The sequence below is a fragment of the Streptococcus sp. V728 genome (assembly GCF_052077995.1).
GTDB classification, from domain to species: Bacteria; Bacillota; Bacilli; order Lactobacillales; family Streptococcaceae; genus Streptococcus; species Streptococcus infantis_B.
Window position 1 is genome coordinate 159,759 of record NZ_JBQJJH010000003.1, and the last position, 20,623, is coordinate 180,381.

Annotated in this window: 17 protein-coding genes; all 17 read left to right on the forward strand. The window is 41.7% G+C overall.

The window, feature by feature from the left end; genetic code table 11:
* Positions 1-29 precede the first annotated feature (29 nt).
* The 17 genes from mreC (at position 30) to purB (ending at position 20,616) form a co-directional block, all read left to right on the forward strand.
* On the forward strand, positions 30-851 hold the full coding sequence (gene mreC, locus ACTO1Y_RS06475; RefSeq protein ID WP_441348698.1) for a rod shape-determining protein MreC: 822 nt from the start codon (positions 30-32) through the stop codon (positions 849-851).
* The gene (gene mreD / locus ACTO1Y_RS06480; protein ID WP_441348699.1) at positions 848-1,342 is read left to right on the forward strand and encodes a rod shape-determining protein MreD; all 495 of its coding nucleotides are present in this window, start codon (positions 848-850) and stop codon (positions 1,340-1,342) included. Before mreC ends, mreD begins: the two co-directional genes overlap by 4 nt.
* Before the next feature lie 93 nt (positions 1,343-1,435).
* On the forward strand, positions 1,436-2,653 hold the full coding sequence (gene pcsB / locus ACTO1Y_RS06485) for a peptidoglycan hydrolase PcsB (RefSeq protein ID WP_441348700.1): 1,218 nt from the start codon (positions 1,436-1,438) through the stop codon (positions 2,651-2,653).
* A gap of 212 nt (positions 2,654-2,865) precedes the next feature.
* Positions 2,866-4,077 (forward strand): aminoacyltransferase, encoded by a 1,212-nt coding sequence (locus ACTO1Y_RS06490; protein WP_441348701.1) that lies wholly within the window; start codon positions 2,866-2,868, stop codon positions 4,075-4,077.
* Between the two features lie 270 nt (positions 4,078-4,347).
* Positions 4,348-5,127: a 30S ribosomal protein S2 gene (rpsB, locus tag ACTO1Y_RS06495; protein ID WP_006150920.1), complete on the forward strand. Its 780-nt coding sequence runs from the start codon at positions 4,348-4,350 to the stop codon at positions 5,125-5,127.
* A gap of 79 nt (positions 5,128-5,206) precedes the next feature.
* Positions 5,207-6,247: a translation elongation factor Ts gene (gene tsf / locus ACTO1Y_RS06500; RefSeq protein ID WP_441348702.1), complete on the forward strand. Its 1,041-nt coding sequence runs from the start codon at positions 5,207-5,209 to the stop codon at positions 6,245-6,247.
* Between the two features lie 449 nt (positions 6,248-6,696).
* The gene (gene purC / locus ACTO1Y_RS06505; RefSeq protein WP_441348703.1) at positions 6,697-7,404 is read left to right on the forward strand and encodes a phosphoribosylaminoimidazolesuccinocarboxamide synthase; all 708 of its coding nucleotides are present in this window, start codon (positions 6,697-6,699) and stop codon (positions 7,402-7,404) included.
* Positions 7,405-7,467: 63 nt separating this feature from the next.
* Entirely contained in the window at positions 7,468-11,193 is a 3,726-nt protein-coding gene (locus ACTO1Y_RS06510; RefSeq protein ID WP_441348704.1) for a phosphoribosylformylglycinamidine synthase, read from the forward strand.
* Between the two features lie 12 nt (positions 11,194-11,205).
* Positions 11,206-12,648 (forward strand): amidophosphoribosyltransferase, encoded by a 1,443-nt coding sequence (gene purF, locus ACTO1Y_RS06515; protein WP_441348705.1) that lies wholly within the window; start codon positions 11,206-11,208, stop codon positions 12,646-12,648.
* A gap of 36 nt (positions 12,649-12,684) precedes the next feature.
* Positions 12,685-13,707, forward strand: a complete 1,023-nt coding sequence (gene purM, locus ACTO1Y_RS06520) for a phosphoribosylformylglycinamidine cyclo-ligase (protein WP_441348706.1) — start codon at positions 12,685-12,687, stop codon at positions 13,705-13,707.
* Positions 13,707-14,261, forward strand: coding sequence for a phosphoribosylglycinamide formyltransferase (gene purN / locus ACTO1Y_RS06525; protein WP_441348707.1), 555 nt, complete (start codon positions 13,707-13,709; stop codon positions 14,259-14,261). Before purM ends, purN begins: the two co-directional genes overlap by 1 nt.
* Positions 14,262-14,336: 75 nt before the next feature.
* The gene (gene purH, locus ACTO1Y_RS06530; protein ID WP_441348708.1) at positions 14,337-15,884 is read left to right on the forward strand and encodes a bifunctional phosphoribosylaminoimidazolecarboxamide formyltransferase/IMP cyclohydrolase; all 1,548 of its coding nucleotides are present in this window, start codon (positions 14,337-14,339) and stop codon (positions 15,882-15,884) included.
* A gap of 121 nt (positions 15,885-16,005) precedes the next feature.
* Complete coding sequence (gene purD, locus ACTO1Y_RS06535; protein ID WP_441348709.1) at positions 16,006-17,268, forward strand: phosphoribosylamine--glycine ligase; 1,263 nt, start codon at positions 16,006-16,008, stop codon at positions 17,266-17,268.
* Between the two features lie 190 nt (positions 17,269-17,458).
* A complete protein-coding gene (gene purE / locus ACTO1Y_RS06540) occupies positions 17,459-17,950 on the forward strand; it encodes a 5-(carboxyamino)imidazole ribonucleotide mutase (protein WP_441348710.1) in 492 nt (163 codons plus the stop codon).
* The gene (gene purK, locus ACTO1Y_RS06545) at positions 17,937-19,028 is read left to right on the forward strand and encodes a 5-(carboxyamino)imidazole ribonucleotide synthase (protein ID WP_441348711.1); all 1,092 of its coding nucleotides are present in this window, start codon (positions 17,937-17,939) and stop codon (positions 19,026-19,028) included. The genes purE and purK overlap by 14 nt, the downstream gene beginning before the upstream one ends.
* 9 nt (positions 19,029-19,037) lie before the next feature.
* Positions 19,038-19,265, forward strand: a complete 228-nt coding sequence (locus ACTO1Y_RS06550) for a phosphoribosylaminoimidazole carboxylase (RefSeq protein ID WP_441348712.1) — start codon at positions 19,038-19,040, stop codon at positions 19,263-19,265.
* A 52-nt stretch (positions 19,266-19,317) separates the two neighbouring features.
* Complete coding sequence (gene purB, locus ACTO1Y_RS06555) at positions 19,318-20,616, forward strand: adenylosuccinate lyase (RefSeq protein WP_003013885.1); 1,299 nt, start codon at positions 19,318-19,320, stop codon at positions 20,614-20,616.
* The last annotated feature ends 7 nt before the right edge of the window (positions 20,617-20,623 follow it).

Here is a 20,623-nt window from a genome sequence, read left to right on the forward strand (position 1 = left end):
TGAAGTATAGAATAAGATAGGGTAAAGGTATGAACCGTTTTAAAAAATCAAAATATATCATTGTTCTATTTGTCGTTGTATTAGTGGTTTCAGTTTTTTTAGTGATGACGAAATCAAGTGCGGTTGTGACAAAAGTTGGAGATGGCATTTCTTTGATAGATAGAGTTGTTCAAAAGCCATTCCAATGGTTAGAATCTACAAAGTCTGATTTAGGAAATTTGACGAGAGCTTATAATGAGAATGAAACTCTTAAAAAAGAACTCTATCAAATGGAAAAAGAAACGAATGAAGCAGACAGTCTGAAGGAAGAAAATGAGCAATTACGTAAGTTATTAGATATGAAGTCCAAATTAAATGCGACCAAGTTAATTGCTGCGGATGTCATCATGAGAACTCCATCAACCTGGAAACAAGAATTAACAGTTAACATTGGTTCTCAACAAGGAGCAACAACAAGCATGCTTGTTGTTGCTGGTGGAGGATTGGTTGGAAGTGTTGAAAAAGTAGAAGACAACTCAACTGTGGTCAATTTATTGACAAACGCTGAGAATACAGAGAAGATTTCCGTTAAAATCCAGCACGGTTCTAGTAGCATTTATGGTATTATTATCGGTTATGATAAGGAAAAGGATCTTCTAAAAATTAGTCAATTAAATAGCAATGGCGACATTAGTCAGGGAGACAAAGTGGTAACTGGAGGTTTGGGAAACTTTAATGCTACAGATATCCCTGTAGGAGAAGTCGTATCAGTGACACATAGTACTGACTATCTAACTAGAGAAGTTATGGTTAAGCTACACGCTGATCCAATGAATCTTAAGGTTGTAGAGTTAGTGGGGAATGCGTCATGAGACTTGTTAAGCAGATAGGAATGTTCTTACTCTTACCCTTGATTGTCTTGATCGATAGCCATTTAGGGCAGCTTGTAAATAGCTTTTTCCCACATATACAAATTGTTAGCCACTTTATCTTTATCTTCTTATTATTTGAAACGATAGAAGTATCTGAGTATCTGTTTTTAGCTTATTGTTTGGTTCTAGGACTTGTATACGATATTTACTTCTTCCATTTGATTGGAATAGCAAGTCTCCTTTTTGTGATTATTGGAGCAATTGTCTATAAAAGTAACTCTGTCATTTTGTTAAATAGATGGACCAGATCGCTAGCTGTCTTAATGATGACTTTCATTTTTGAGTTTGGTAGCTTTATGTTGGCAGGGGTGGTCGGGCTAACTGCTGAAAATCTATCCGTTTTTATGGTTTATAGTCTTGTGCCTACTATGATATTGAACTGTTTATGGATGTTGGTTTTCCAATATATTTTTGAAAAAATATATCTATAAGAAAGAAACAAAACTGTAATAAAGGCGTAATATTTATTAGGCCTTTTTTTGATATACTAGTATTGTCTTTTTAAAGAAGGAGTATTTACACTTATGAAGAAAAAAATTCTAGCATCACTTTTATTAAGTACAGTATTAGTTTCACAAGGAGCTGTTCTTTCAAGTGTTCAAGCCAATACAACAGATGAAAAAATTGCTGCTCAAGATAGTAAAATTAGTAACTTGACAGCTCAACAGAAAGAAGCTCAAAAACAAGTAGATGAAATTCAAACTAAAGTTTCAGCTATTCAATCAGAACAAGAAAAATTACAATCTGAAAACGAAAAACTTCAAGAAGAATCTAAAAAACTTGAAGGTGAAATTGCAGAGCTTTCAAAAAATATCGTAGCACGTAATGAATCACTTGAAAATCAAGCGCGTAGTGCTCAAACTAACGGAACTGCTACAAGCTACATTAACACAATTATTAACTCTAACTCAATCACAGAAGCAATTTCTCGTGTAGCAGCTATGAGTGAGATTGTGTCAGCAAACAATAAAATGTTGCAACAACAAAAAGAAGATAAGCAAGCTATTTCTGAAAAACAAGTTGCAAACAATGATGCAATCAACACAGTTATTGCGAATCAACAAACGCTTGCTGACGATGCACAAGCTTTGACAACAAAACAAGCTGAATTGAAAGTAGCTGAGTTGAATCTTGCAGCTGAAAAAGCATCAGCAGAGAGTGAAAAAGTTACTTTGTTAGAACAAAAAGCAGCAGCAGAAGCTGAAGCGAAAGCAGCAGCAGAAGCTGAGGCGGCTTATAAAGCTAAACAAGCAAGTCAACAACAAACACTTGCAGCTTCAGCCAACACAACTTTTGCTGCACAAGTACAAGCAACTTCAAGTTCTTCATCAGCTTCATCATCAGATGATGATTCAAGCTACACACCTGCAGTAACTACTGTAAGTCAACGACCAACTTATAGTTCAAATGCTTCAAGTTACCCTACAGGTCAATGTACATGGGGTGCTAAGACCTTGGCTCCATGGGCTGGTGATTATTGGGGTAATGGTGGTCAGTGGGCTACTAGTGCAGCAGCAGCAGGTTTCCGTACAGGTTCTACACCACAAGTTGGTGCGATTGCTTGTTGGGATGATGGTGGCTATGGGCACGTAGCGGTTGTTACAGCTGTTGAATCAACAACGCGTATTCAAGTTTCTGAGTGTAACTATGATGGTAGTGGAACTCAACCAATTGGAAATTATCGTGGATGGTTTAATCCTACAGCATCACGTGGTACAGTAAGATACATTTATCCAAACTAATATACTGATTATTACTAAATTTAGGGTGAGGTTTTATTAATCTCACCCTTTGTATAGTGCTGAAAAATAAATTTCATTATATAATTACTTGAACTTATTTTGTATTCTATTCTTAATAATTATTTAGTTAAAGTTAGATGAAATTTAGAGATTTAGTACGAGTGTAGCTTGTTAATAAAAAATGGTTTCTAAAGGGAATTGGTACTGGAATTATGTTTACTTATAAAACAAATGTTGATGTCAAAGAGTGGGATTTATTTTTACAAAATCATCCTCAAGGAAATTTATTGCAGAGTAGTGATTGGTCCAAGATAAAGGATGCTTGGGGGAATGAAAGAGTTGGCTTTTATAAAGAGGATCAACTAGTTGGAGTGGCGAATATCTTAATTCAGCCACTACCATTAGGACTTTCTATGTTCTATATTCCACGAGGTCCAGTTATTGATTATAAAGATAAAGAACTTCTGAAATTTGTGCTTTTAACATTGAAAAAACTTGCTAAAAAAAGCCATGCAATAATGGTTAAATTTGATCCAAGTTTATTTATCAGTAGAGGCCTTATTGGGCAAGAAACTGTCCAAAATTCTAGGACTTTAGAAACTATTGAAGAACTGAAAAAAAATAAAGTTTATTGGACAGGCTTAACAAAGGATATGGCAGAAAATATACAACCACGTTTTCAAGCTAATATTCACAAAGAGAACTTCTCGTTGGATCAACTATCCAAGTCCACTAGACAGGCAATCCGAACTGCAAGGAATAAAGGATTGGAAGTGAAATTCGGTGGAATTGATTTATTAGATGAATTTTCATTTTTAATGAAGAAAACAGAGTCTCGTAAGAATATCAGTTTACGAGGCAAAGATTATTATCAAAAGTTACTGACTACTTATCCTAATCACTCTTTTATCACACTGAGCTACTTAGATTTACCTAATAGACTGAAAGAAGTTGAGCAGCAACTCGAAAAGAATCTTAAAATAGCGCAGAAATTTACTGATAAAACGAAAGAAGGCAAAATAACAGAGAATCAGCAAGAGAGAAAACGATTAGAGGAAGAAATTTCTTTTCTTAAGAGCCATATTGATAGAGGGTACAGTGTCGTTCCATTGTCTGGAACTTTAACCATCGAATTTGGGAAAACTTCTGAGAACTTATATGCTGGAATGAATGAGGAATTTAGACATTATCAACCTGCTATTCCTACATGGTTTGAGACAGCTCAACATTCATTTGAACGTGGGGCAGAGACTCATAATATGGGTGGAATTGAAAACAACTTAGAAGGCGGGTTATTTAATTTTAAATCTAAGTTTAATCCCACTATTGAGGAGTTTGCTGGTGAGTTTAACTATCCAACTAGTTCATTATATTTCTTGTTTAATCTAGCTTATAAGATTCGTAAGAAACTTCGAAGTAGATAGCATAAACACCCCTACATTAAATTTTAAAAAATTATCTATTAGAACATCTCAGCAGTATATGTTGAGATGTTTTAAATTTAGAGCTTTTAAATAGTAATTTAATAAGGAGAAAATAACAAAATTACTTGAAATAAAGCTCCAATTATGATAAAATGAAACTTGTCGTGTGAACGATAATACTCATTCTTGATGAATTGTGAAACTGTTGCCTTTTGGTTGTTTTGCAAGTTGAAATCAAGAAGAGGAAAAAACAAAAAAGGAGAAATACTCATGGCAGTAATTTCAATGAAACAACTTCTTGAGGCTGGTGTACACTTTGGTCACCAAACTCGTCGCTGGAACCCTAAGATGGCTAAGTACATCTTCACTGAGCGTAACGGAATCCACGTTATCGACTTGCAACAAACTGTAAAATACGCTGACCAAGCATACGACTTTATGCGTGATGCTGCAGCTAACGATGCAGTTGTATTGTTCGTTGGTACTAAGAAACAAGCTGCTGACGCTGTTAAAGAAGAAGCAGAACGTTCAGGTCAATACTACATCAACCACCGTTGGTTGGGTGGAACTCTTACTAACTGGGGAACTATCCAAAAACGTATCGCTCGTTTGAAAGAAATCAAACGTATGGAAGAAGAAGGAATCTTCGACGTTCTTCCTAAGAAAGAAGTTGCACTTCTTAATAAACAACGTGCACGTCTTGAAAAATTCTTGGGTGGTATCGAAGATATGCCTCGTATCCCAGACGTAATGTACGTAGTTGATCCACATAAAGAGCAAATCGCTGTTAAAGAAGCTAAAAAATTGGGTATCCCAGTTGTAGCGATGGTCGACACAAACACTGATCCAGATGATATCGATGTAATCATCCCAGCTAACGATGACGCTATCCGCGCTGTTAAATTGATCACTGCGAAAATGGCTGACGCTGTTATCGAAGGTCGTCAAGGTGAAGACGCAGCGGCAGTTGAAGCTGAATTTGCAGCTTCAGAAGCTCAAGCAGACTCAATCGAAGAAATCGTTGAAGTTGTAGAAGGCGACAACGCTTAATTCAAATAAGTAATTATTACCTAGGAGGGCGGGGCTTAGCCCAGCTCTCCTATTTTTAAAAAAATATAGGAGAATCAAAATGGCAGAAATTACAGCTAAACTTGTAAAAGAGTTGCGTGAAAAATCTGGTGCTGGTGTTATGGACGCTAAGAAAGCATTGGTTGAAGTTGAAGGTGATATCGAAAAAGCGATCGAATTGCTCCGCGAAAAAGGTATGGCTAAGGCAGCTAAAAAAGCAGACCGTGTTGCTGCAGAAGGTTTGACTGGTGTATTTGTTAACGGTAACGTTGCAGCAGTAGTTGAAGTAAATGCTGAAACTGACTTCGTTGCGAAAAACGCTCAATTCGTTGAGTTGGTAAATGCTACAGCTAAAGTAATCGCTGAAGGTAAACCAGCTAACAACGAAGAAGCACTTGCTTTGACAATGCCTTCAGGTGAAACTCTTGAAGCTGCATATGTATCTGCAACAGCTACAATCGGTGAAAAAATCTCATTCCGTCGTTTTGCTTTGCTTGAAAAAACAGATGCACAACACTTCGGAGCATACCAACACAATGGTGGACGTATCGGTGTTATCTCTGTAATCGAAGGTGGAGACGAAGCGCTTGCTAAACAAATCTCAATGCACATCGCTGCAATGAAACCAACAGTTCTTTCATATAAAGAATTGGATGAGCAATTTGTTAAAGATGAGTTGGCACAATTGAACCACGTTATCGACCAAGATAACGAAAGCCGTGCAATGGTTGGTAAACCAGCTCTTCCACACCTTAAATATGGTTCTAAAGCTCAATTGACTGATGAAGTCATCGCTCAAGCTGAAGAAGATATTAAAGCTGAATTGGCTGCAGAAGGTAAATCAGAAAAAATCTGGGATAAAATTATTCCTGGTAAAATGGATCGTTTCATGCTTGACAACACTAAAGTTGACCAAGCTTACACACTTCTTGCACAAGTTTACATCATGGATGACAGCAAGACAGTTGAAGCATACCTTGAATCAGTTAACGCTACAGTAGTTGAGTTTGCTCGCTTTGAAGTTGGTGAAGGTATCGAAAAAGCTGCAAATGACTTTGAAGCAGAAGTTGCAGCTACAATGGCAGCAGCTTTGAATAACTAAAAATTAAAAACAAAGTAAATGAATTGCACTCTAAGTATTAGATTTTTATATCTAACTTTTAGAGTGCAATTTTTATTTTTTCCTTAATTGATTAAGATAAATTGATTAGTAGTAATTTGTTTCAATTTAGATTTTAATAGTGAGTAATGGTGAGATTGACATACGCTACCGAAAAGAAATTATAAGAATTAAGCAGTGGATTGAAAAATAGGTTAAAATATTTTCTTGATATCCACGTTGTGATTTTGAATACATATTTTGTTTTTTTGAAACAAGAATAAAGTTCTCATTTTAACTCAAATCAATATTAGAAAATCGCAAATGAAAAATCGTTTGCGATTTTTCTGTACTTTTTCAAATATGGTATCAAATATAGTTCGTGAAATATTTGATTTTTGGTATTTGTTATGTTAGAATGATGTAAAGTAATACGAAAGGCGAACAAGAAAATGTCCAGTAAACTTATTTATACGGGAAAAGCTAAAGATATCTATACTACAGAAGACGAAAATGTGATTAAGTCGGTCTACAAGGACCAGGCCACCATGCTGAATGGAGCTCGCAAAGAGACTATTAAGGGGAAAGGTGTGCTGAATAATCAGATTTCGTCTCTTATTTTTGAAAAATTGAATGCTGCTGGTGTAGCTACTCACTTTATCGAACGTATTTCTGATACAGAACAACTCAACAAGAAAGTAAAAATTATTCCTTTGGAGGTTGTTCTCCGTAATGTGACTGCGGGTTCTTTTTCTAAACGTTTTGGCGTTGAAGAAGGTTTGGACTTAAAAACTCCAATCGTTGAATTTTACTACAAGAACGATGATTTGGATGATCCATTCATCAATGATGAGCATGTGAAGTTCTTGGATATTGCCAATGATGAGCAAATTGCTTATATAAAGGAAGAAACGCGTCGTATCAATGAATTGCTGAAAGATTGGTTTGCACAAATTGGTCTTCGCTTAATTGACTTCAAATTGGAATTTGGTTTTGATAAGGACGGTAAGATTATCTTGGCAGATGAATTTTCACCAGACAACTGCCGTCTTTGGGATGCGGAAGGGCACCATATGGATAAGGATGTTTTCCGTAGAGATTTGGGCAGTTTAACGGATGTATATCAGGTTGTGTTGGAGAAATTGCAGGGCTTGAAGTAACTTGATTGAAACGGAAAACCTTCGTCTTCGATAACCTATTTGAATAGAAATAAAGGAAATAAAATGGATAAACGTATTTTCGTTGAGAAAAAAGCTGATTTTCGTGTAAAATCTGACTCTTTAGTAAAAGAATTGCAGCATAATCTTCAGTTGAAAACGTTGAAGGATCTTCGTATTGTTCAGGTTTACGATGTTTTTGGTTTGGCAGAGGACTTGTTTGCGCGTGCGGAAAAACATATCTTCTCTGAGCAAGTGACTGATACTGTTTTGGACGAGGCTGCGGTTAAGGCCGATCTTGAGAAGTATGCTTTCTTTGCGATCGAAAGCTTGCCTGGTCAATTTGACCAACGTGCAGCATCTTCGCAAGAAGCTTTGCTTTTGCTTGGGAGTTCAAATGATGTAACAGTGAACACAGCACAATTGTACTTGGTTAACAAGGATATTGATGCAAATGAGTTGGCGGCTGTCAAAAACTACCTTTTGAACCCAGTGGATTCTCGTTTCAAAGATATCACTGTCGGCATTGCGAAACAGGATTTCTCTGAGTCCGACAAAACTATTCCGACTTTGGATTTCTTTGAAACTTATATGGCAGAAGATTTTGCACAGTATAAGGCGGAGCAAGGATTGGCCATGGAAGTGGATGACCTTCTCTTCATTCAAGACTATTTCAAGTCTATTGGACGTGTGCCAACTGAGACTGAGTTGAAGGTGTTGGATACTTACTGGTCTGACCACTGCCGTCATACCACTTTCGAGACTGAGTTGAAAAATATCGACTTCTCAGCTTCTAAATTTGAAAAACAATTGCAAACGACTTATGACAAGTATATTGCCATGCGTGATGAGTTGGGACGTACCGAGAAACCTCAAACCTTGATGGATATGGCGACTATTTTTGGTCGTTATGAGCGTGCCAATGGTCGTTTGGATGACATGGAAGTGTCTGATGAAATCAATGCCTGCTCTGTTGAAATTGAAGTAGATGTCGATGGTGTCAAAGAACCATGGCTTCTCATGTTCAAAAATGAAACCCACAACCACCCAACGGAAATCGAACCATTTGGTGGAGCGGCTACTTGTATCGGTGGTGCCATTCGTGATCCATTGTCAGGTCGTTCCTACGTTTACCAAGCCATGCGTATCTCAGGTGCTGGTGATATTACAGCTCCAATTTCAGAAACTCGCGCTGGTAAATTGCCACAACAAGTGATTTCTAAAACAGCGGCTCATGGTTATTCTTCATATGGGAACCAAATTGGTCTTGCGACAACTTATGTTCGTGAGTACTTCCACCCAGGTTTCGTTGCTAAGCGTATGGAGCTAGGTGCCGTTGTCGGTGCTGCTCCTAAGGAAAATGTGGTCCGTGAAAAACCTGAAGCAGGTGATGTGATTATCTTGCTCGGTGGTAAGACTGGACGTGATGGTGTCGGTGGTGCGACAGGTTCATCTAAAGTTCAAACAGTTGAATCTGTTGAAACAGCTGGTGCTGAAGTTCAAAAAGGGAATGCCATCGAAGAACGGAAGATTCAACGTCTTTTCCGTAATGGCGATGTGACACGTCTTATCAAGAAATCAAATGACTTTGGTGCCGGTGGTGTCTGTGTAGCTATTGGTGAATTGGCAGATGGTCTTGAAATTGATCTAGACAAAGTACCATTGAAATACCAAGGTTTGAACGGTACAGAAATTGCTATCTCTGAATCTCAAGAACGTATGGCCGTAGTGGTCCGTCCAGAAGATGTAGATGCCTTCATTGCAGCATGTAATAAAGAAAATATTGATGCTGTTGTCGTTGCTACAGTGACTGAAAAACCAAATCTTGTCATGCACTGGAATGGCGAAATAATCGTTGATTTGGAACGTCGTTTCCTTGATACAAACGGTGTACGTGTGGTTGTAGATGCTAAGGTGGTTGACAAGGATGTCAAGCTTCCAGAAGAACGTCAAACATCTGCTGAAACCCTTGAAGCTGATACTCTTGAAGTTTTGGCTGACCTTAACCATACCAGTCAAAAAGGTTTACAAACCATCTTTGATAGCTCAGTTGGTCGTTCAACAGTCAATCACCCACTCGGTGGTCGCTACCAAATCACACCAACGGAAGCTTCTGTACAGAAATTGCCAGTCCAACATGGCGTGACTACAACTGCTTCTGTCATGGCGCAAGGATTCAACCCTTATGTAGCAGAATGGTCTCCATATCATGGTGCGGCTTATGCGGTCATTGAAGCAACTGCTCGTTTGGTCGCTGCTGGTGCCAACTGGTCTAAGGCTCGTTTCTCTTATCAAGAATACTTCGAGCGTATGGATAAACAAGCAGAGCGTTTTGGTCAACCAGTAGCAGCTCTCCTTGGATCAATCGAAGCTCAGATTCAACTTGGGTTGCCATCTATCGGTGGTAAAGACTCGATGTCTGGTACCTTTGAAGAATTGACAGTACCCCCAACCTTGGTTGCTTTTGGGGTAACAACTGCAGATAGCCGTAAGGTTCTTTCTCCAGAATTCAAAGCGGCTGGTGAAAATATTTACTACATTCCTGGTCAAGCTTTGGCACAAGAAATTGACTTCGATCTTATCAAATCTAACTTTGCTCAATTTGAAGCCATCCAAGCTGACCATAAAGTCACATCTGCATCGGCTGTCAAATATGGTGGTGTGGTTGAAGCTCTTGCCCTTGCAACATTTGGTAACCATATTGGTGCCACTGTAACCCTTGAAAATCTTGAGACTGCCTTGACAGCTCAATTGGGTGGATTCGTCTTCACATCGCCTGAAGAAATTTCAGGGATTGCCAAGATCGGACAAACAGTAGCTGACTTTACACTTACTGTCAATGGTGTAACGCTTGATGGACACAAACTTGACAATGCTTTCCAAGGTGAATTGGAAGAAGTTTACCCAACGGAATTTGCACAAGCAACTGATTTGGAAGAAGTACCTGCTGTGGCATCAGATGCTGTGATCAAAGCTAAAGAAACAGTTGAGACACCAGTGGTTTACATCCCAGTATTCCCAGGTACTAATTCTGAGTACGATTCAGCTAAGGCCTTTGAAAAAGAAGGTGCCAAAGTCAACTTGGTACCATTTGTAACACTCAACGAAGAAGCGATTGTCAAGTCTGTTGACACCATGGTTGACAATATTGAAAAAGCTAACATTATCTTCTTTGCAGGTGGATTCTCAGCAGCCGATGAACCAGATGGATCCGCTAAATTTATCGTTAACATCTTGCTCAATGAAAAAGTACGTGAAGCCATTGATAGCTTCATCGAAGGTGGTGGCTTGATCATCGGTATCTGTAACGGATTCCAAGCTCTTGTCAAATCAGGCCTTCTTCCATATGGTAACTTTGAAGATGCAAGTAGCACGAGTCCAACCCTCTTCTACAATGATGCTAACCAACACGTGGCTAAGATGGTGGAAACACGTATTGCCAACACGAACTCACCATGGCTTGCGGGAGTAGAAATTGGTGACATCCATGCTATCCCAGTATCACACGGTGAAGGTAAGTTTGTCGTGACAGCTGAGGAATTTGCAGAGCTTCGTGACAATGGTCAAATCTTTACCCAATATGTTGACTTTGATGGTAAACCAAGCATGGATTCTAAATACAATCCAAATGGTTCTGTTAATGCGATCGAAGGTATCACAAGTAAGAACGGTCAAATTATTGGTAAGATGGGTCACTCAGAACGTTTCGAAGACGGTCTCTTCCAAAATATTCCAGGAAATAAAGACCAGCATCTCTTTGCATCAGCTGTGAAATACTTTACTGGAAAATAAAAGGTATAAAAAATGACATACGAAGTAAAATCTCTTAATGAAGAATGTGGTGTTTTTGGTATCTGGGGCCATCCCGAAGCTGCTAAATTAACTTATTTTGGCCTCCATAGTCTTCAACATCGTGGTCAGGAGGGGGCAGGTATTCTCTCTAATGATCAAGGAAAACTGAAACGCCATCGTGATATGGGGCTTTTATCAGAAGTCTTCAAAAATCCTGCTAATTTGGATAAATTGACAGGAACTGGAGCGATTGGACACGTGCGTTATGCGACTGCGGGAGAAGCGTCTGTTGACAATATTCAACCCTTCTTTTTTCGCTTTCATGATATGCAGTTTGGTTTGGCTCATAATGGGAATTTGACAAATGCTGCATCTCTTAAGACAGAACTAGAACAAAGAGGAGCAATTTTTAGCTCGACCTCTGATTCAGAGATTCTGGCTCATTTGATTCGCCGAAGCCACAATCCTAGCCTGCTGGGGAAAGTCAAAGAAGCGCTCAGCCTTGTCAAAGGTGGATTTGCCTATCTCTTAATGTTTGAAGACAAGCTAATTGCAGCGCTTGATCCAAACGGCTTCCGTCCTCTGTCAATCGGGAAAATGGCCAATGGAGCAGTTGTGGTTTCCTCTGAAACCTGTGCCTTTGAAGTCATCGGTGCTGAGTGGATTCGCGATGTGAAACCAGGCGAGATTGTTATTATTGATGACAATGGCATCCAGTATGACAGTTATACAAACGATACTCAACTGGCAATCTGTTCCATGGAGTATATCTACTTTGCCCGTCCTGACTCGAATATCCATGGTGTCAATGTCCATACGGCTCGTAAGAGAATGGGAGCTCAATTGGCACGTGAGTTTAAGCATAAAGCCGATATCGTAGTTGGGGTACCAAATTCCTCACTCAGCGCAGCGATGGGATTTGCGGAAGAATCAGGTTTGCCAAATGAAATGGGTCTCATCAAGAACCAATATACGCAACGGACCTTTATCCAGCCGACTCAAGAATTGCGCGAGCAAGGAGTTCGTATGAAACTCTCTGCCGTTTCTGGTGTCGTCAAAGGCAAACGTGTGGTCATGATTGATGACTCGATTGTACGTGGAACAACATCTCGTCGTATTGTCCAACTCTTGAAAGAAGCAGGGGCCTCAGAAGTACACGTTGCCATTGGTAGTCCTGCTCTTGCCTATCCATGTTTCTACGGGATTGATATCCAGACACGTCAGGAGTTGATTGCGGCTAATCATACCGTTGAGGAAACTTGCCAAATCATTGGTGCGGATAGTCTAACTTATCTTTCGATTGATGGCTTGATTGACTCTATTGGGATTGAAACAGATGCACCAAATGGCGGCCTCTGTGTGGCTTACTTTGATGGGAAATATCCAACTCCTCTCTATGACTATGAAGAAGAATATCGTAGAAGTTTGGAAGAAAAAACGAGTTTTTACAAATAAAATTCCCCATTGAAGGAAAGGAAAAGGAATAAACAAATGACAAATAAAAATGCTTATGCGCAGTCTGGTGTGGATGTTGAAGCGGGTTATGAAGTTGTTGAACGGATCAAAAAACACGTGGCACGTACGGAGCGTGCAGGTGTTATGGGAGCTCTTGGTGGCTTCGGTGGTATGTTCGACCTTTCAAAAACAGGTGTCAAAGAGCCTGTTTTGATTTCAGGTACAGATGGTGTCGGTACTAAACTCATGCTTGCTATTAAGTACGACAAACACGATACGATCGGTCAAGACTGTGTGGCCATGTGTGTTAACGATATCATCGCTGCAGGTGCGGAGCCCCTTTACTTCCTTGACTATATCGCAACTGGTAAAAATGAACCAGCTAAATTAGAGCAAGTCGTTGCTGGTGTTGCAGAAGGTTGTGTGCAGGCTGGTGCAGCCCTTATCGGTGGCGAAACAGCTGAAATGCCTGGTATGTATGGTGAAGATGACTATGATTTGGCTGGGTTTGCTGTCGGTGTTGCAGAAAAATCTCAAATCATTGACGGTTCAAAAGTAGCTGAAGGGGATGTGATTCTTGGACTTGCTTCAAGCGGTATCCACTCAAATGGTTACTCACTTGTTCGTCGTGTCTTTGCAGATTACACAGGTGAGGAAGTTCTCCCAGAATTGGAAGGGAAGAAACTTAAAGACGTTCTTTTGGAACCAACTCGTATCTACGTCAAAGCAGCTTTGCCACTCATCAAAGAAGAATTGGTCAACGGAATTGCCCACATCACAGGTGGTGGTTTCATCGAAAATGTACCACGTATGTTCTCAGATGACTTGGCTGCTGAAATTGACGAAAGCAAAGTGCCAGTTCTTCCAATTTTCAAAGCCCTTGAAAAATATGGCCAAATCAAGCATGAAGAAATGTTTGAAATCTTCAACATGGGAATTGGTCTCATGCTTGCAGTGAAGCCAGAAAATGTGGAACGTGTTAAAGAACTTCTTGACGAACCAGTTTATGAAATCGGTCGTATTGTGAAGAAGACAGATGCAAGTGTGGTGATTAAATAATGACTAAAAGGCTTGCTGTTTTTGCCTCTGGTAACGGCTCAAACTTTCAGGTGATTGCAGAACAATTTCCAGTAGAATTTGTCTTTTCAGATCATCGGGATGCCTATGTACTTGAGCGTGCAGAGAATCTTGGGGTATTATCCTACGCTTTTGAACTCAAGGAGTTTGAAAACAAGGCAGACTATGAAGGAGCCATCGTCGAACTCTTGGATGAACACCAGATTGACCTCGTTTGTCTCGCAGGCTACATGAAAATCGTCGGGCCAGCCTTGTTAGCAGCTTATGAAGGTCGTATCATCAATATTCACCCGGCTTATCTCCCTGAATTTCCAGGTGCTCATGGCATTGAGGATGCTTGGAATGCAGGCGTTGCTGAGAGCGGTGTGACTATCCATTGGGTGGATTCTGGTGTTGATACTGGGAAGGTCATCAAACAAGTCCGAGTGCCCCGCCTTGAAGGGGATACCCTTGATACTTTCGAGACTCGCATCCACGAAACAGAGTACAAGCTCTATCCAGAAGTCTTGGATAGTTTGGGAGTTGCACGCAAATAAGGAAGTGCTAGAGCTGAAAGAAAATTTTCGACTGTAGCAGAGAAAGAACTTTTTTAAAAAAGGAAAAGAAAGAAAATGACTAAACGAGCACTTATTTCAGTCTCAGACAAAGCGGGCATTGTTGAATTTGCCCAAGAACTCAAAAAACTTGGTTGGGATATCATCTCGACAGGTGGGACTAAGGTTGCCCTTGATAATGCTGGGGTGGATACTATCGCCATTGACGATGTGACTGGTTTCCCAGAAATGATGGATGGTCGTGTGAAGACTCTCCACCCAAATATCCACGGTGGTCTCCTCGCTCGTCGTGACTTGGATAGCCACCTAGAGGCTGCTAAGGACAACAAGATTGAGCTCATTGACCTTGTGGTGGTCAACCTTTACCCATTTAAAGAAACCATCCTTAAACCAGATGTGACTTACGCGGATGCGGTTGAAAATATCGATATTGGTGGGCCATCTATGCTTCGTTCAGCAGCTAAAAACCACGCTAGCGTCACAGTTGTTGTAGATCCTGCTGACTATGCTGTGGTTTTGGACGAATTGGCAGCCAACGGTGAAACAAGCTACGAAACTCGTCAACGTTTGGCAGCAAAAGTATACCGTCACACAGCTTCATACGACGCTTTGATTGCAGAATACTTCACAGCTCAAGTGGGTGAAAGCAAACCTGAAAAACTCACTTTGACCTATGACCTTAAGCAACCAATGCGTTACGGTGAAAACCCTCAACAAGACGCAGACTTCTACCAAAAAGCTTTGCCAACGGATTACTCCATCGCTTCAGCGAAACAGTTGAACGGTAAAGAATTATCATTCAACAATATCCGTGATGCTGATGCTGCTATCCGTATCATCCGTGACTTCAAAGATCGTCCAACAGTTGTGGCTCTCAAACACATGAACCCATGTGGTATTGGTCAAGCTGACGATATCGAAACTGCTTGGGATTACGCTTATGAGTCTGACCCAGTTTCTATCTTCGGTGGTATTGTCGTTCTCAACCGTGAAGTGGACGCTGCGACAGCTCAAAAAATGCACGGTGTTTTCCTTGAAATCATTATCGCACCGAGCTATACGGATGAAGCGCTAGCTATTTTGACCAATAAAAAGAAAAACTTGCGCATCCTTGCATTGCCATTTGATGCTCAAGATGCTAGTGAGGTAGAGGCAGAATACACAGGTGTGGTTGGTGGTCTCCTTGTTCAAAATCAAGACGTGGTCAAGGAAAGCCCAGCTGACTGGCAAGTGGTGACTAAGCGCCAGCCAACCGAGACAGAAGCGACTGCTCTTGAATTTGCTTGGAAGGCTATCAAGTATGTGAAATCAAACGGGATCATCGTGACCAACGACCACATGACACTTGGTGTTGGCCCTGGGCAAACCAATCGTGTGGCTTCAGTTCGCATCGCTATTGACCAAGCTAAAGACCGCCTTGACGGCGCTGTCCTTGCTTCGGATGCCTTCTTCCCATTTGCGGATAATGTGGAAGAAATCGCCAAGGCAGGTATCAAGGCCATCATCCAGCCAGGGGGGTCAGTCCGTGACCAAGAGTCTATCGAAGCTGCTGATAAATACGGCTTGACTATGGTCTTCACAGGCGTGAGACATTTTAGACATTAAGAAAAGAAAAGGGAAGAAAACAGTTTCTTTCCTTTTTTTGCTTTAAAAGCGAAACGAAACAAGATTAAAACGAACGTTTGTGATATAATATTAGTAAATAATTCGCAAAAGAGGTTGAGAGATGAAGCTGTTAGTTGTTGGTTCGGGTGGTCGTGAACATGCGATTGCCAAGAAGTTATTAGAGTCTAAAGACGTTGAAAAAGTTTTTGTAGCTCCTGGAAATGACGGAATGACCTTGGATGGACTTGATTTGGTGAATATCTCTATTTCCGAACATTCTAAGCTGATTGACTTCGCAAAAGTCAACGATATTGCTTGGACCTTTATCGGTCCAGATGATGCCCTTGCGGCGGGGATCGTGGATGACTTCAATGCAGCTGGTCTCAAGGCATTTGGTCCGACCAAGGCTGCAGCTGAGCTTGAGTGGTCTAAGGATTTTGCTAAGGAAATCATGGTCAAATACGACGTTCCGACAGCAGCCTATGGCACATTTTCAGATTTCGAGGAAGCCAAGGCCTACATCGAAGAAAAAGGCGCTCCAATCGTCGTCAAGGCAGACGGCTTGGCCCTAGGGAAAGGTGTCGTCGTTGCGGAGACAGTTGAGCAAGCCGTTGAAGCCGCTCACGAGATGCTTTTGGACAATAAATTCGGTGATTCAGGTGCGCGTGTCGTCATCGAGGAATTCCTTGACGGGGAAGAGTTTTCACTCTTTGCCTTTGTCAATGGGGATAAGTTCTACATCATGCCAACAGCGCAGGACCACAAACGTGCTTATGATGGCGACAAGGGTCCTAACACTGGTGGGATGGGTGCCTATGCGCCAGTTCCTCACTTGCCACAGAGCGTGGTTGACACAGCGGTTGACACCATTGTCAAGCCAGTTCTCGAAGGCATGATTAAAGAAGGACGTCCCTACCTTGGTGTTCTTTACTCGGGGCTTATCTTGACAACTGATGGACCGAAAGTCATCGAGTTCAACTCTCGTTTTGGAGATCCCGAAACACAAATCATCTTGCCTCGTTTGATATCTGACTTTGCACAAAATATCACCGACATTTTGTATGGCAAAGAGCCAGCCATCACGTGGACGGACAAGGGTGTGACACTGGGCGTGGTTGTAGCATCAAACGGTTATCCACTCGCTTATGAGAAGGGTGTCAAGCTTCCAGCCAAGACAAACGGTGACATCATCACCTACTATGCTGGAGCGAAATTCGCTGAAAATGGTCAAGACCTTCTTTCAAACGGAGGACGCGTCTACATGCTGGTTACCACAGCAGACACTGTCAAAGACGCCCAAGATATCATCTACAAAGAACTCTCCCAACAAAAAACAGAAGGCCTCTTTTACCGAACAGATATCGGAAGCAAGGCAATTAAGTAAAGATATAAGAATAACGCGACGAAGTCGCCAAACACGATATTGGTCGCCGTGGTGAAAGGACCAGAGCAGGATCTGTTCTGGTCGGGGGGAAACTTTGAGACCTTAGGCTCAAAGTTTAGGAATGAAACCGAAGGTTTGCTTCCGTCCCCACCACTTAAGACCATTATCAAAAAAAGAAAAAGGAAAAATTATGACTAAACCAGTAATTTCCATCATCATGGGCTCAAAATCCGACTGGGCAACCATGCAAAAAACAGCAGAAGTCTTAGACCGCTTCGGTGTAGCCTACGAAAAGAAAGTCGTTTCCGCTCACCGTACACCAGACCTCATGTTCAAACATGCCGAAGAAGCACGTAGCCGTGGCATCAAGGTTATCATCGCCGGTGCGGGTGGCGCAGCCCATTTGCCAGGGATGGTCGCAGCGAAAACAACCCTTCCTGTCATTGGTGTACCAGTCAAATCACGTGCTCTTAGCGGTGTGGACTCGCTCTATTCCATCGTTCAGATGCCAGGTGGTGTGCCAGTCGCAACCATGGCTATCGGTGAAGCGGGTGCGACTAACGCTGCCCTCTTTGCCCTCCGTCTCCTCTCAGTAGAAGACGAAACCATCGCGACTGCACTTGCTAATTTTGCTGAAGAACAAGGAAAAATTGCAGAGGAGTCTACAAATGAGCTCAACTAAAACCATTGGCATCATCGGTGGTGGCCAGCTCGGTCAGATGATGGCTATCTCAGCTATCTACATGGGGCACAAGGTTATCGCGCTGGATCCAGCAGCTGATTGTCCAGCCTCCCGTGTGGCGGAAATCATCGTGGCTCCATACAACGATGTGGATGCTCTACGTCAGTTGGCAGATCGCTGTGATGTTCTCACTTATGAATTTGAAAATGTGGATGCTGATGGACTCGATGCTGTTATCAAAGCAGGTCAGCTCCCTCAAGGGACCGACCTACTTCGCATCTCCCAAAACCGGATTTTTGAGAAGGACTTTCTTTCCAACAAGGCACAAGTTACTGTTGCACCTTACAAGGTCGTGACCTCAAGCCAGGATTTGGCAGATATCGACCTCTCGAAAAACTATGTCCTCAAGACTGCGACCGGTGGTTACGATGGGCATGGTCAAAAGGTTATTCGTTCAGAAGCAGACTTGGAAGAAGCCTATGCGTTAGCTGATTCAGCAGACTGCGTTTTAGAAGAGTTCGTCAACTTTGACCTTGAAATTTCTGTCATCGTGTCTGGAAATGGCAAGGACATGACGGTTTTCCCAGTTCAGGAAAATATCCACCGTAACAACATTCTTTCAAAAACCATTGTGCCTGCTAGCATTTCAGAAAGTCTAGCAGCCAAGGCCAAAGCTATGGCGGTTCGAATTGCAGAACAACTCAACTTGTCTGGAACTCTATGTGTGGAGATGTTTGCGACAGCTGATGATATCATCGTCAATGAAATTGCGCCACGTCCACACAACTCAGGCCACTACTCAATCGAAGCTTGCGACTTCTCCCAGTTTGATACTCATATCTTGGGTGTTCTCGGAGCACCATTGCCAGCTATCAAACTCCATGCGCCAGCCGTTATGCTCAATGTTCTCGGCCAGCATGTCGAGGCCGCTGAAAAATATGTCACAGAAAATCCAAGCGCCCACCTCCACCTGTATGGTAAAATAGTAGCGAAGCAAAATCGCAAAATGGGACATGTGACTTTGTATAGTGATGTGCCGGATGAGGTTGAAGAGTTTGGGAAAGGAATTGATTTTTAGGACGTGCCTATGATACAACTCATCGTCAACGCATTTGTCGAAAAAGAGAAGACTGGAGCAGTAGTCGAGGTCTTGTATGCTAGTAGCGATCACGAAAAAGTAAAAGCTAAGTATGAAGAGCTAACGGCTCAATATCCTGAAAACTATTTAGCTATCTATGATGTCCCGCTGGATACGAATTTGAATACACTAGATCACTACCCATCTGTGTGGATTGGGAAAGAAGAATTTGAATAAAACGACTATTACTTGCTAACCGATGTGAAACATCAACAGAAAGGAAAAAACAATGATCGAACGTTATTCTCGCCCTGAGATGGCGAACATTTGGACTGAAGAAAATAAATACCGTGCTTGGCTTGAGGTGGAAATCTTGGCTGATGAAGCATGGGCTGAATTGGGAGAAATCCCTAAGGAAGATGTGGCTTTGATTCGCGAAAAAGCGGACTTTGACATCGACCGTATTTTGGAAATCGAGCAGCAAACTCGTCACGATGTGGTTGCCTTCACACGTGCGGTTTCTGAAACGCTTGGTGAAGAGCGTAAGTGGGTTCACTATGGTTTGACTTCTACAGACGTGGTGGATACGGCCTATGGTTACCTCTACAAACAAGCCAACGACATCATCCGCAAGGATCTTGAAAACTTCCTCAATATCATCGCTGACAAAGCGAAAGAACACAAGTTCACCATCATGATGGGGCGTACCCATGGTGTGCACGCTGAGCCGACAACTTTCGGTCTCAAATTAGCGACCTGGTACAGCGAAATGAAACGTAACATCGAGCGTTTCGAGCATGCAGCTGCTGGTGTGGAAGCTGGTAAGATTTCTGGTGCGGTTGGTAACTTTGCCAACATCCCACCATTCGTTGAAAAATACGTCTGCGACAAATTGGGTATCCGTGCCCAAGAAATCTCGACACAGGTCCTTCCTCGTGACCTTCACGCTGAGTACTTTGCAGTTCTTGCGAGCATCGCAACTTCTATCGAGCGTATGGCGACTGAAATTCGTGGTCTTCAAAAATCAGAACAACGTGAAGTGGAAGAGTTCTTTGCCAAAGGTCAAAAAGGTTCTTCAGCTATGCCTCACAAACGTAACCCTATCGGTTCTGAAAACATGACCGGTCTTGCGCGTGTTATCCGTGGTCACATGGTAACAGCTTATGAAAACGTAGCCCTTTGGCATGAACGTGATATCTCTCACTCATCAGCTGAGCGTATCATCGCACCAGACACAACCATCTTGATTGACTACATGCTCAATCGTTTCGGAAACATCGTTAAGAACTTGACAGTCTTCCCAGAAAACATGATCCGCAACATGAACTCTACATTTGGTTTGATCTTCAGCCAGCGTGCTATGTTGACTTTGATTGAAAAAGGCATGACACGTGAGCAAGCTTACGACCTTGTTCAACCAAAGACGGCTCAATCATGGGATAACCAAGTAGACTTCAAACCACTTCTTGAAGCAGATCCAGAAGTAACATCACGCCTCACTCAAGAAGAAATCGACGAAATCTTCAACCCAACATATTACACTAAACGTGTTGATGAAATCTTCGAACGCATCGGTTTGGGTGATTAATCATAAT

What these genes read in the sequence shown, in the direction of transcription:
- purN (WP_441348707.1), top strand. Translation starts at nt 13,707, where the DNA reads ATGACTAAAAGGCTTGCTGTTTTTGCCTCTGGTAACGGCTCAAACTTT.
- ACTO1Y_RS06510 (WP_441348704.1), top strand. Translation starts at nt 7,468, where the DNA reads ATGGATAAACGTATTTTCGTTGAGAAAAAAGCTGATTTTCGTGTAAAA.
- purC (WP_441348703.1), top strand. Translation starts at nt 6,697, where the DNA reads ATGTCCAGTAAACTTATTTATACGGGAAAAGCTAAAGATATCTATACT.
- purD (WP_441348709.1), top strand. Translation starts at nt 16,006, where the DNA reads ATGAAGCTGTTAGTTGTTGGTTCGGGTGGTCGTGAACATGCGATTGCC.
- tsf (WP_441348702.1), top strand. Translation starts at nt 5,207, where the DNA reads ATGGCAGAAATTACAGCTAAACTTGTAAAAGAGTTGCGTGAAAAATCT.
- ACTO1Y_RS06490 (WP_441348701.1), top strand. Translation starts at nt 2,866, where the DNA reads ATGTTTACTTATAAAACAAATGTTGATGTCAAAGAGTGGGATTTATTT.
- purB (WP_003013885.1), top strand. Translation starts at nt 19,318, where the DNA reads ATGATCGAACGTTATTCTCGCCCTGAGATGGCGAACATTTGGACTGAA.
- mreC (WP_441348698.1), top strand. Translation starts at nt 30, where the DNA reads ATGAACCGTTTTAAAAAATCAAAATATATCATTGTTCTATTTGTCGTT.
- ACTO1Y_RS06550 (WP_441348712.1), top strand. Translation starts at nt 19,038, where the DNA reads ATGATACAACTCATCGTCAACGCATTTGTCGAAAAAGAGAAGACTGGA.
- purH (WP_441348708.1), top strand. Translation starts at nt 14,337, where the DNA reads ATGACTAAACGAGCACTTATTTCAGTCTCAGACAAAGCGGGCATTGTT.
- pcsB (WP_441348700.1), top strand. Translation starts at nt 1,436, where the DNA reads ATGAAGAAAAAAATTCTAGCATCACTTTTATTAAGTACAGTATTAGTT.
- purE (WP_441348710.1), top strand. Translation starts at nt 17,459, where the DNA reads ATGACTAAACCAGTAATTTCCATCATCATGGGCTCAAAATCCGACTGG.
- purM (WP_441348706.1), top strand. Translation starts at nt 12,685, where the DNA reads ATGACAAATAAAAATGCTTATGCGCAGTCTGGTGTGGATGTTGAAGCG.
- mreD (WP_441348699.1), top strand. Translation starts at nt 848, where the DNA reads ATGAGACTTGTTAAGCAGATAGGAATGTTCTTACTCTTACCCTTGATT.
- purK (WP_441348711.1), top strand. Translation starts at nt 17,937, where the DNA reads ATGAGCTCAACTAAAACCATTGGCATCATCGGTGGTGGCCAGCTCGGT.
- rpsB (WP_006150920.1), top strand. Translation starts at nt 4,348, where the DNA reads ATGGCAGTAATTTCAATGAAACAACTTCTTGAGGCTGGTGTACACTTT.
- purF (WP_441348705.1), top strand. Translation starts at nt 11,206, where the DNA reads ATGACATACGAAGTAAAATCTCTTAATGAAGAATGTGGTGTTTTTGGT.